13 protein-coding genes and 2 riboswitches are annotated in these 12061 nt (G+C 37.8%); all 13 genes read left to right on the top strand.

Annotation, left to right across the window (positions count from 1 at the left end):
- The first annotated feature begins 321 nt into the window (after positions 1–321).
- Positions 322–478, top strand: a riboswitch (cyclic di-AMP (ydaO/yuaA leader).
- 333 nt (positions 479–811) lie between these two features.
- The 13 genes from LOR49_RS17575 (at position 812) to LOR49_RS17045 (ending at position 11750) form a co-directional block, all read left to right on the top strand.
- Positions 812–943 (top strand): hypothetical protein, encoded by a 132-nt coding sequence (locus tag LOR49_RS17575; RefSeq protein ID WP_275899727.1) that lies wholly within the window; start codon positions 812–814, stop codon positions 941–943.
- Between the two features lie 15 nt (positions 944–958).
- Positions 959–1111: riboswitch (cyclic di-AMP (ydaO/yuaA leader) on the top strand.
- A gap of 107 nt (positions 1112–1218) precedes the next feature.
- The gene (locus LOR49_RS16995) at positions 1219–1623 is read left to right on the top strand and encodes a hypothetical protein (RefSeq protein ID WP_240378146.1); all 405 of its coding nucleotides are present in this window, start codon (positions 1219–1221) and stop codon (positions 1621–1623) included.
- A gap of 23 nt (positions 1624–1646) precedes the next feature.
- Positions 1647–1751: a hypothetical protein gene (locus LOR49_RS17000; RefSeq protein WP_240378147.1), complete on the top strand. Its 105-nt coding sequence runs from the start codon at positions 1647–1649 to the stop codon at positions 1749–1751.
- Entirely contained in the window at positions 1748–1828 is an 81-nt protein-coding gene (locus tag LOR49_RS17795; protein ID WP_420830497.1) for a potassium-transporting ATPase subunit F, read from the top strand. Before LOR49_RS17000 ends, LOR49_RS17795 begins: the two co-directional genes overlap by 4 nt.
- 27 nt (positions 1829–1855) lie before the next feature.
- Positions 1856–3517, top strand: coding sequence for a potassium-transporting ATPase subunit KdpA (gene kdpA, locus LOR49_RS17005; protein WP_240378152.1), 1662 nt, complete (start codon positions 1856–1858; stop codon positions 3515–3517).
- Positions 3518–3535: 18 nt separating this feature from the next.
- A complete protein-coding gene (gene kdpB, locus LOR49_RS17010) occupies positions 3536–5665 on the top strand; it encodes a potassium-transporting ATPase subunit KdpB (RefSeq protein ID WP_420830496.1) in 2130 nt (709 codons plus the stop codon).
- A 28-nt stretch (positions 5666–5693) separates the two neighbouring features.
- On the top strand, positions 5694–6275 hold the full coding sequence (kdpC, locus tag LOR49_RS17015; RefSeq protein WP_240378148.1) for a potassium-transporting ATPase subunit KdpC: 582 nt from the start codon (positions 5694–5696) through the stop codon (positions 6273–6275).
- A 63-nt stretch (positions 6276–6338) separates the two neighbouring features.
- Positions 6339–7490 carry a KdpD-like non-kinase potassium sensor gene (kdpDN, locus tag LOR49_RS17020; protein WP_240378149.1) on the top strand — a complete coding sequence of 384 codons (1152 nt, stop codon included), beginning with the start codon at positions 6339–6341 and terminating at the stop codon, positions 7488–7490.
- Between the two features lie 287 nt (positions 7491–7777).
- Positions 7778–8620, top strand: a complete 843-nt coding sequence (xerA, locus tag LOR49_RS17025) for a site-specific tyrosine recombinase/integron integrase (protein ID WP_091656765.1) — start codon at positions 7778–7780, stop codon at positions 8618–8620.
- A 90-nt stretch (positions 8621–8710) separates the two neighbouring features.
- Entirely contained in the window at positions 8711–8977 is a 267-nt protein-coding gene (locus tag LOR49_RS17030; protein ID WP_091656768.1) for a hypothetical protein, read from the top strand.
- On the top strand, positions 8961–9311 hold the full coding sequence (locus LOR49_RS17035; RefSeq protein WP_091656771.1) for a type II toxin-antitoxin system RelE/ParE family toxin: 351 nt from the start codon (positions 8961–8963) through the stop codon (positions 9309–9311). Before LOR49_RS17030 ends, LOR49_RS17035 begins: the two co-directional genes overlap by 17 nt.
- A 277-nt stretch (positions 9312–9588) precedes the next feature.
- The gene (locus LOR49_RS17040) at positions 9589–10782 is read left to right on the top strand and encodes an IS110 family RNA-guided transposase (RefSeq protein ID WP_240378150.1); all 1194 of its coding nucleotides are present in this window, start codon (positions 9589–9591) and stop codon (positions 10780–10782) included.
- Positions 10783–11003: 221 nt separating this feature from the next.
- Positions 11004–11750 (top strand): SDR family NAD(P)-dependent oxidoreductase, encoded by a 747-nt coding sequence (locus LOR49_RS17045; RefSeq protein ID WP_240378151.1) that lies wholly within the window; start codon positions 11004–11006, stop codon positions 11748–11750.
- Positions 11751–12061 lie beyond the last annotated feature (311 nt).

Consider the following 12061-nt stretch of genomic DNA (forward strand, 5'->3'; position numbering starts at 1 on the left):
GTATATTACTCCTCTCATTTTTGTTTGTAAAGGAGTTTTATGTAAATATTAAAATAACAAGGAAAGGAAAAGATATAATTAAACGACTTATAAAAAATTTACAATTGATTAACAAGTACTTAAGGATGATAATAGTTAGTTTTTATATTGGATACCACAGATAAATGGAGTAAATATAAGATATATTTAGATAATGTGCTTTAAATTGGTGATTATTATCCGAAATTAACAAATATTACCGTAAATGACGTTTTATAAGTCTTTACAACGTTTTTTTACGGGAGTATAGTAAACGCCATGAAAGCTAAATAAAAGTTTCCAGCAACTTTATCGCTTAATTCATTTTTGAATCGGGGGACCCAAATTCGTTATCCTTTCCTTTGGATGACTCGGGGTGAATCCTTTCTGAAGAAAGGTAGGGCTACTCCTATAGCCCGAATCCGACAGCTAACCTCGTAAGCGTAGTGGGAGAGGAGAGTGAAACTTGTGACTGATTTTACTTAATCAGGCCACAGGGGGATTTTTCTGCCTCTGTGGTCTTTTTATATGCACTTAAAGCATGTGAACATCGCTATATTCATTTAAAATCTGAGTTCTATTTCGCCAAAGACTATATGGTTTTGGGGTGAATCCTTTTTAGAATATATGTAAGAATTTTCTTTTGGCGCGAATCAGACAGCTGACCTCCTAGGCGTAAAAAGGGAGGAATACGATGAAGATCATGTTTATTAAAAACACTCATAAATTGAGGGTGATTTTTAACGTCTTTTTTGTTGCCGAGGAATGGTAGTTTAAATTTAGGAGGAAGAACATGAATCGGATGACACCAAATCAAATAAAAGAAATCGAGCTTCGCGCTCAACTTCAAAATAAATCTTACCGGGCTGAAAAGGAGCTGTTGAACCAACTAAACACACTTAATAGTTCAAATATAAAACGCTGAATTATCATTTATAAATGAATATTATCGCTTAACTTCTAAAACAGAAGGCGGGGGAACCAATTGTAGCAACTTTTTTGCTACTTGGGGTGAGTCTTACCATTTTGGTGAGAGGGGATACTCTCAGTTCCTAATCCGACAGCTAACCTCGTAAGCGTTCTGAGAGGAATTATTTTTTCACGTGGCCACGTGTGTTATTTAGTAATGCCAAAAAGCCGTGAGAAGAGTTCCTCTTCTCGCGGTTTTTTATTTTTTTGAACTGAAAGAAGGGGTTGAAAATGAAAGGGCAAAGGTTTCGCGAGGAACACATTCTTGTTTGTATTCCCTCTCTGGATCACATTAAAGCACTTCTGTCCATTTATAGAGAAGTGAAAAACGTCGTCGCCCTTACTGGTGATTCATCTGTTCAATTACTTCTTGAAAAAGAGGGGATTGAAAGGGTTTATACGATAGAAAATGATGAAAAAGAGTTTCTTTTTTTAGAAACCATTAGTGACGTTTATATTTTTGAAACTAGTCTGACCATGACATGTCTCTTTTTAGATATTTTAGAAGATAAACTCTTTTCGCCGATTACTGTTTTAACAAAGAATAAAGCTTATCCTAAGCAACTATATACATTACTTGGTGTGAAGCAAGTCGTTTATTCAAATTCTGATAATTATGGTTTTCTAATTAAATAACAAGTCTAAGGAGGAATTTAAAGGTGGATTTTTTTACGATTGGATTAATAATTGTCATGCCAATCCTTATGATCGGCTTAGCAAACTGGTCGGATAAAGTTGTTAAACAAGGAAGTGAAGTAAAATGACGGGACTATTACTTGGTATCGTTGGGATTGTAAGTTTGTATTTACTTTATGTTTTGGTTAATCCAGAAAAATTTTAATGAATAATGGAGGGGGAAACCGTGAGTATTACTTTACTATCAATTGTAATTACGCTCGCACTAGTTGCGATTATTGCAAAACCAATGGGGAATTATTTAGCTGTTGCGTTTAATTATGGACCAACACATTTAGATAAAATATTTGGTTTTGAAAGACTATTTTATAAGCTCGGTGGAATCAAGAAGAAGGATCAAAATTGGAAGCAATATGCTTTATCGCTCGTTTTGGTTAACGCGATTATAATTGCAATCGTTTATACAGTCTTTAGAACACAAGGATTTCTACCATTAAATCCAAGTGATATTCCAAATATGGATCCAACACTTGCGTTTAATACATCCGTTAGTTTTATGACAAATACTAACTTGCAGCATTATAGTGGTGAGACGAGTCTTTCATACTTAGCTCAGATGATTGGGATATTGTTTATGATGTTTGCAGCACCAGGTACTGCACTGGCTGTTTGTGTAGCATTTGTAAGAGGATTATCAGGAAATAAAATTGGTAACTTTTATGTAGATTTGACGCGTGCTATATTCCGGGTATTAATGCCTGTTTCAATCGTTGTTGGTCTTGTATTTGTTGCCCTGGGAATGCCACAAACTCTTGATAGTTCTGTAACAGCTACTACTGTCGATGGGTCACAACAAGAAATAATGCGTGGTCCTGTAGGGTCATTCTTAGTTATTAAAGAATTAGGTAATAACGGTGGTGGATTCTTTGGAGTTAACTCTGCACATCCATTTGAAAATCCTAACGGACTAAGTAATATGATTCAAATTTTACTTATGTTCTTATTACCAACTTCACTTCCGTTTATGTACGGAAAGATGGTTGGAAATGCAAAACAAGGCCGTGTTTTATTTGTTTCAATGGCTATGATTTTTATTATGTTCCTAGGTACATCTCTGTTCTACGAATATCAAGGAAATCCGGTTTTAAATGATATGGGTATGCAACATGATCAAGGAAGTATGGAAGGTAAAGAAGTCCGTTTTGGAACCGGTCAATCTGTTTTTTATTCCTTAGTCACCACGGCTTCTGAAACAGGAGCGGTAAACACCATGCATGACACACTTACACCGATTGGTGGAATGCTAGCTTTATCAAATATGTTACTTAATACAGTTTTTGGTGGTGTTGGAGCGGGATTCATTAACGTTGTTATGTACGCCATGATTGCTGTCTTCTTGTCGGGGCTAATGGTCGGGCGTACACCAGAATTTTTAGGTAAGAAAATCGAAGGAAGAGAAATGAAGCTAATTGCTGTGACTTTATTAATGCATCCACTATTAATTTTAGGTGCTTCAGCTATCGCTCTTGGAACGTCTGGTGCAGATGCGATTTCTAATTCAGGATTCCATGGAATTAGTCAGGTTGTTTATGAATACACCTCATCAGCTGCGAACAACGGGTCTGGCTTTGAAGGGCTTGGCGATAACACGCCTTTCTGGAACATCTCTACTGGTATCGTGATGTACCTAGGTCGATTCTTTGGATTAGTTACCATGTTAGCTGTTGCAGGTTCACTTGCATCAAAACGTTTAGTACCTGAAACATCTGGAACGTTTAAAACAGATAGCTCTCTCTTTGGAGTCATTTTAGTTGGTACGATTTTTATCGTAGGTGCATTAACATTCTTCCCAACATTAGTATTGGGTCCTATAGCAGAATATTTAACTCTATAGACGATTGGAGGATTTAGGATGAGTAATCAGACAGTTATAAAAAACGTAAAGAAAGAAGAAAACAGAATGAATAAACAGCAATCACATGGTTATGAACCGACTGGCCAAGAGCCAAATCAACGCCCGTCTAAGTCACTTGACAATAAAATGGTCAATCAGGCCCTGAAGCAATCTTTTGTAAAGCTAGATCCAAGAAAAATGATTAAGAATCCCATTATGTTTGTCGTCGAAATAGGGTTTGTAATCACCTTACTACTATCATTCATGCCAAATCTATTTGGTGAGAGTCAAACAGAACCTTGGTTTAACGTGACTGTTATGCTGGTCTTGTTATTTACTGTTTTATTTGCAAATTTCGCAGAAGCCCTAGCTGAAGGTCGTGGTAAGGCCCAAGCTGATTCCTTGAAAAAGTCAAAGCAGGAAATACAAGCAAATCGCGTTAAAGGAAATGGTCAGATTGAAGTGGTGCCATCAACGTCACTTCGAAAAGGTGATATTGTCGTGGTGTCACAGGGAGAAATGATTCCTGGCGATGGTGAAGTAATAGCTGGTCTTGCTTCAGTTGATGAGTCAGCGATTACTGGTGAATCTGCCCCGGTTATAAAAGAAGCGGGTGGAGACTTTAATTCAGTTACAGGTGGTACACGAGTTGTTAGTGATGAAATTCGAGTTAAGATTACGAGTGATCCAGGGGAATCTTTCTTAGATCGTATGATTTCCCTCGTAGAAGGTGCAGCTAGACAAAAGACACCAAATGAAATTGCATTAAACACAGTATTAACAAGCTTAACCATCATTTTTATGATCGTTGTTGTAACCATGCCGTTTTTTACAAATTATTTAGGTTTTGGACTTGAGATTCCGGTTCTAATAGCCTTGCTGGTCTGTTTGATTCCTACCACAATTGGGGGGCTGTTATCTGCCATTGGTATTGCCGGAATGGATCGGGTGACACAATTTAATGTGTTAGCCATGTCAGGTAAAGCTGTTGAAGCAGCAGGAGATATAAATACGATTATTTTAGATAAAACAGGAACGATTACATTTGGTAACCGAATGGCGAGTGAATTTGTACCAGTCGGTGGAAATACCATGAAAGATTTAGGGAAATGGACTGCTATTAGCTCAATGCAGGATGAAACGCCAGAAGGCCGATCAATTATTGAATTACTAAAAACCGAAAGCTTATCTTATGATGAAATGATTGTAAAAGATGGTCAGTTTATTGAATTTAAAGCTGAGACACGTATGAGTGGAATGGATTTATCAGATGGAAGACAGGTACGTAAAGGTGCTGTTGATGCTGTTAAAAAGTTTGTTACACATAATGGAGGGAAGGTCCCTGCTGATTTGGATAAACAAACAGAACGTATTTCAAAAGCAGGTGGAACCCCACTTGCGGTGGCTGTTGATGATAAGATATATGGTTTAATCTATCTAAAAGATACAGTTAAACCTGGCATGCGTGAACGTTTTGAAGAATTAAGACGCATGGGTATTAAAACAGTCATGTGTACAGGGGATAACCCATTAACTGCAGCAACCATCGCAAAAGAAGCAGGTGTAGATGAGTTTATTGCGGAATGTAAGCCTGAAGATAAAATTGAAGTTATTAAATATGAACAATCAAAAGGTAAACTAGTGGCTATGACAGGGGATGGTACGAATGATGCCCCGGCCCTTGCACAAGCGGACGTTGGCTTAGCTATGAATAGTGGAACAACAGCAGCTAAGGAAGCAGCCAACATGGTGGATCTTGATTCAAATCCAACGAAAATTATAGAGGTCGTTGCGATCGGGAAGCAATTGTTAATGACGCGAGGAGCGTTAACAACATTTAGTATTGCGAATGATATTGCCAAGTACTTTGCGATTATACCGGCTATGTTTATGCTAGCGATCCCACAAATGGAAGCTTTAAATGTGATGGGCTTAAATTCACCAATGTCGGCGATTCTTGCAGCCCTAATCTTTAATGCTGTCATTATTCCATTGCTAATTCCACTAGCAATGAAGGGTGTTGCCTATAAACCCATGAGTTCTAACAAGTTATTACGTAAAAATCTACTAATCTATGGATTAGGTGGTGTATTAGTACCGTTCATCGGAATTAAACTAATTGATGTGGTTGTCTCGTTATTTATTTAATACGACGATAGAAATGAGGGGAAATGTTATGGGAACATTGAAACGAGAAATTGGTCCAATATTACGTATTAGTTTTCTGATCATGATTGTTTGCGGATTTCTATATCCAGTTGGAATGACAGGTATTGCCCAAGTTACTATGAATGATAATGCAGATGGTAGTTTAATCTATAATGAAGATAATGAGTTAGTGGGTTCAGAATTAATAGGTCAGCATGTAACTGATCCAAAGCTATTCCATGGGCGTTTATCTGCCATTGAATTCGACGCTTCAGGTTCAGGCTCTAACAACTATGCTCCTTCAAATGAGGATATGATTAAACGAACAAGTGATGCAATAGAAGCGTGGACTGAAAGTAACCCAGATACTCCAGTTAGTGACGTGCCTATTGACCTTGTTACGGATTCAGGTTCAGGTTTAGACCCTCACATTAGTCCTGAAGGAGCGTATGCTCAAGTGAATCGCATCTCAACTTTAACTGGGCTATCAATAGAAATGTTAAATGATCTTATTGAAGAACACACAGAAGGCAGAGATTTGGGACTGTTCGGTGAACCACGTGTAAATGTCTTAAAGTTGAATCTTGATTTAATTGAAAAAATACAATAATAATGAAGGAATTAACCCTGGCTACTCAACTAGTCAGGGTATTCCTGCTTAGGAGTGGTTGCATTGGATAAGGATCATCCCTATCATCGTCGGAAGACTCCAGAAGAATTATTAGCGGAGATAAAACAGGCAGAGCGAGGAAAATTAAAGCTTTTTGTTGGGGCAGCACCCGGAGTCGGTAAATCCTATAAAATGCTACAAGATGCTTATGATCTTAGAAAAGAGGGTCATGATGTCGTTATTGGATTAATTGAGACACATAAACGCAAAGAGACAGAGAGCATGATAAAAGACCTTGAAATCATCCCCTTAAAAAAGTTGGAGTATAAAGGTAAGACTTTTAAAGAGCTAGATGTTGAAGCTATTTTAAAAAGGAACCCTACCTTTGTTGTAATTGATGAGCTTGCCCACTCAAACATACCGGGGTCAAAGCATATAAAACGGTACATGGATGTTGAGGAGATATTAGACGTTGGGATTAATGTACTCTCTGCGGTCAACATACAACACCTTGAAAGTGTAAATGATATTGTACATCAGATTACCAACGTAGCTGTGCGAGAGCGGATCCCCGATACTTTTGTACAAAAAGCACATGAGATTCAATTAATTGATGTAACACCGGAGACATTAAGGAAGCGATTGGAAGATGGGAAAATCTATGCTCCTGAAAAAATTAAGCAGAGTTTAAATAACTTTTTTACAAATGCTAATTTGTCAGCGCTTAGAGAATTATCTTTAAGGGAAGTGGCAAATGACGTTGATGAGCGAATTGATCAAGTTAATAACAAGGAGAACGAGGGACCACTTGGTGTCTACGAACGTATCCTTGTATGCGTACATTACGGACCGACCGCCGAAAAATTAATTCGTCGTGGATGGAGAATGGCAAATCGACTAAAAGCTGACTTATACATTCTTAATGTTAAACAAAGTGATACAAAGCAACTCTCTCAGGAAGAAAGAGAAAAGGATGAGTTTTGGAAGGTGCTAGCCAATCAATTTAATGCAACTTTTATACAAAAGGATGCCAATGGAAGAAAACCTGCAAAAGTCATTGTTGACATTGCAAAAAATTATAAAGTGACTCAAATATTACTTGGCCAATCAGCACGAACAAGATGGGAAGAAATAAAAAAAGGTTCAATCGTAAACATGATTATGAGAGAGACATTAAATATCGACCTTCATATTGTATCTGATGGTCGAATGTAGACCTAAAAAACTATGTAATATTCCATAAATGAGTGCTTTAGTTTACTAAAATGGGTACTAATGAGCTTCCGCAAACGGGCGCAATTCTTGAATAACTGCACAGCCTAATCCTTCTAAAACGACTTTTAGGATTAGGTTTTTTGTCACTAAATTTCTTTTCCCTGTAATAGACTGGAAAGGGAAGAGATCAAATTTCACATTATAGATCGATTGTTGAATAAAGGCTGGATCCAATGAACATACTGGAAATCAAATTGGTTGATTCATAGTATGGGAGTGTGGTTAATATGTTGTTGTCCGAAGCATGGGAAAATTATCAGTCTGATAAACGAATTGAAGGCTATTCTTCCCTTACTCTTAAGATGTATGGCTTTCAATGTAATCTTTTGAAGCAATATTTTGATGATAGCAGGATGGACGATATTACAACGGAAGATTTGAAACTATACTTGGGAGAAGCTGCAGAATACTTAAAGCCATCTAGTTTGGGTCATCGTGTACGGTTCATTAAGTCATTATTTAAATGGACCCATGAAGAGGGCTTTATCTTAAAAAATCCTGCAGCAAAATTAAAAGAACCCAAGTTGGGCAAACGGATTCCCAAGTTTCTCTCAGAACATGAAATTGAGCATCTCCGTGAAGGATGCCATACATCAATGGAGAAAGCCTTATTTGAATTTTTTTATTCTACTGGATGCCGAATTGGAGAAGTTGCGAAATTAAATCAAGATGATATTAATTTCATAGGGAACTCAGTAATTGTGCATGGTAAAGGCGATAAGGAAAGAGAAGTATATTTTAATGTACGCTGTGCAATTTGGCTGAAGAGATATCTGGATGAACGGGACGATGATGAGCCTTGTCTTTTCGTTACAGTGCGTAAACCGAAAAGACGTATGAGTGTAGATTCCTTGAGATATATTGTTAAACGTATATCAAAACGTGCTGGAATAAACAAAACAATTCATCCGCACCAATTACGTCATAGTTATGCTACACACATGATTGACAATGGTGCGCCTTTAGAAGTGATCCAAAGCCTGCTTGGTCATGAAAAGAGTGAAACGACAAGAATTTACGCCCATCTCAGTGGAAAATTAAGATATGATTTCTATAACAAGTATTTTTAAATGGAAACTGAAAAGTAAATTTATTGATGATATCCGAGACAACCATTACGTATGTTATAATTAAAAAAAGAATCTTTTGGGGTGATAAAAATGGGTGCATTAAGCAAAAATGTACAAAAGGAACTTGCAAATGCATTAGATGATAAAGATGAGGCTATGTTTGTGGCTAATGGAAAACTGTTCTCGCTTGAAGTTCATGATACTGATTTGGCAGATGAAGATATCGGCAATTTGGAGAAGGAAATTGAATCCTATCCAGAATTAAAAGAATCGCTCCAACGATATCTTGATAATCCAGACATGAAAAGGTATACCGCAAACGAATTAAAGGAGCGGCGGTATGACCAAAGACAATAATCATAAATTTTCGGTTTATTTTACAGATGAATTTAATAGGTGTTTAGATCAAATTCAAGCCTTCTTTGCAGAGCAAGGCGAAGATGTGCTTGAATGGTGGTTTTCCAAAGAAGATAACATAATTGACGAAATTGAACGTCTGTTATCTTCTTTTCCATATGCCGGAAAGATGGTTGAGCAGGGATCATTTAAAGGTTTGCGTTGTCTTACATATGGAAAGGGACGGCATCGAATGTTAAATTATGTGGTTTTTTATGCGGTTAACGAAAATGAAGAAGATATTGATGTCATTAACATTTTGCCATCTCGTTCTAAACGAAAACGAATAAAATAATTCAAGAAACGGGCCAGATCGTATTATAAGGTCAACCAGTCATTTCTGGTTGACCATTTTTCATGGTTTAATATGGGTAGCCGGAGGAGAACGAACGGGCCAGTGGGACTTTAGTGATCCCGTCCACAAAACTGTTCCCCTCTACTTGTAGAAACATGTGTGAGGCTGGTTGGGACGTTTCTTGATGGAATGATCTCGTATAACAAGCGAAGATATGAAACTACAAGAGAGATAGAGGCACCGGCGGAATGAATAGTTAATGGGGAGTGATCGGAGAATGAATCCAGTCATCGGTCTGGATGTAGCGAAAGAAGAAAGCCAGGTTCAGGCGTATTTACACAGAAAGAAGCCTTATAAAAAGAGTTTTAAATGTAAGCACAATACGGATGGGTTTATGCAATTCCACGCTTTTTACAAAGAAGTAGAAAGGGAAGGAAATCAATCACCTACGGTTATCTTAGAATCGACAGGGCATTATCATGAGCCTGTGACACAGTTCTTGGATAAAAATGAAATCGTTTATTACCTCGTTAATCCGATTGTGTCTCATGGAGCCAAGCAGACGGGGATGAGAAAGGTAAAAACAGATGCTTTGGATGCAGCTCACTTATGTGAGTTGTACTACAAGGAGGATTTAGAACCTTATCAGAGAAAAAGTGTTCAAATCTTAAACTTACGTCATCTAACAAGACAACATGATGCGTTAACAGACTCTTACGTACAAGTGAAATTGAAATTTCAAACGGTATTGGATCAGCTATTTCCTGAGTACAAAAAAGTGTTTGGACATATCTATTCAAGTGTTTCACTAAAGCTTCTTTTGGATTTCCCTACACCAGAAAAGGTTTTGGTTGAGGATATCGTGACATTAGGAGAGCGTATTAAAACACACTGTCGTACGAGGTCTTATGCGTGGGCCATGACAAAAGCTGAACGGTTGAAAGAGGCAGCCCAACAGGACCCATTTCAACAGACACTCTATCAAAGCCAAATCATCAGTTTACAGATGTACATTCATCTTCTATTGGAATACCAAAAGCACCTATCTGTATTAAAGGAAGAGATAGATGCCCAGGCTCAAGAGTTGTATGAATATGATTTAATACGATCGACCCCAGGAATCGGGGACAAGATTGCGGCAACAATCCTGTCTGAAATAGGGGAAATCGATCGTTTTCATCATCCGAAGAAGGTTGTTGCTTTTTCAGGGATTGATCCTAGGGTTCATGAATCAGGAAAATTTAAAGCAACCCAAAACCGGATGACCAAGCGTGGTTCAAGCAAGTTGCGTCAGGCTTTATACAGTGCTGTGCAATGCGGTTTACGTAAGTCTCGCAACCCAAAACTCATCGCTTATTACCAAAGGAAACGAGAAGAGGGGAAACCCCACAAGGTCGTTATGGGAGCCTGTATGAACAAACTCATCCATTGGTTATATTATATGCTTAAGCGCAAAGAAACCTTTGTATAAGGTTCACAAATCAACAGATTTACAAAACCTTCCATTAACATCTTGGAAGGTTATTTGGCATGTCATTTTATATTGTATCATGTTTATAAAAAGAATTTCACCTTATCTATTGACCTCTTATTAGCTGGTATTGTGTAGCAATTTTTTTGAAAGTAGATGTGATTAGTTTAGAATAAGGGGATATGATATTTGATTTAATTTTATAGAAGGAGTGACGCTTAATGTCCATTCAAGGAAGAGTTGCAATAGTTACAGGTTCAGGACGAGGGATTGGGGCCGCATCAGCCGTGCACCTTGCAAAGCAAGGTGCAAAGATCGTGCTTAATTACTTAAATAATCGCGAGGCTGTAGAAGAGATTCAACAAAAAATAGATAATCAAGGCGGTGAGTCAATAATAGTCCAGGCTGACGTTATGACGGAAAAGGGTGCTGATTCACTTGCCCAAGCAGCATTGGATAACTATGGTTCAATTGATATCCTGGTCTGCAATGCTGGTCCTTTATTCCAACCCATTCCACTAGAAAAAATGACGTGGAATGACTTATCGGATAATCTTAATCAGGATATGAAGGCTGCCTTTTTTATTACCAAAACTGCACTTAAAACGATGACTGATAATCACTTTGGACGAATTATTTACATTGGTTCGGGGTCAAGTAAAAAACCAACACCGGGACTAACACACCATGGAAGCTCACGTGCCGCGTTAGCATCCTTTGCCATGTATGTAGCCAAGGAAATGAGCTCTAAGAGTATAACTGCAAATGTGGTTGCGCCTGGGATGGTCAAAACAGACAGAACCATGCATTCTCCAGGAATGATGGAAAAAATGGCATCTTTCACCCCCGTACAACGAATTGCTACGCCTAATGACGTAGCCCGTGCCATAGGATTTTTTGCAAATGATGAAGAAGGCTTTTATACGGGTGTTTATTTCCCAGTTGACGGGGGTCTCAGTATGGGGTAATCGACTGCCCCCCTAACAAAGATACATTTTTAGATTATTTTTTTCAAACTGCTCCTGAATCGGGCGCCACTCTTGAATAAAGATTGGCGTCAGTTTCGAATATAAGGGACAGTTAGTGAAAATTTTGTAGTGACAAATCCGTAATGATATTAAGAGGAGGGATAATGTGAAGTTTTTACTTTTTATTATAGTATCCTTTTTACTTGTGTATATGAATAGCAAACCTCATTTAACGGGCTTGCGTTTACAGCGGTCAGAGAAAAACAAATAAACAAAATTAACAGGTTTAACATAATACCTTATTAAAGAAT

The organism is Bacillus piscicola (assembly GCF_022458745.1).
Classification (GTDB): domain Bacteria; phylum Bacillota; class Bacilli; order Bacillales; family Marinococcaceae; genus Alteribacillus_A; species Alteribacillus_A piscicola.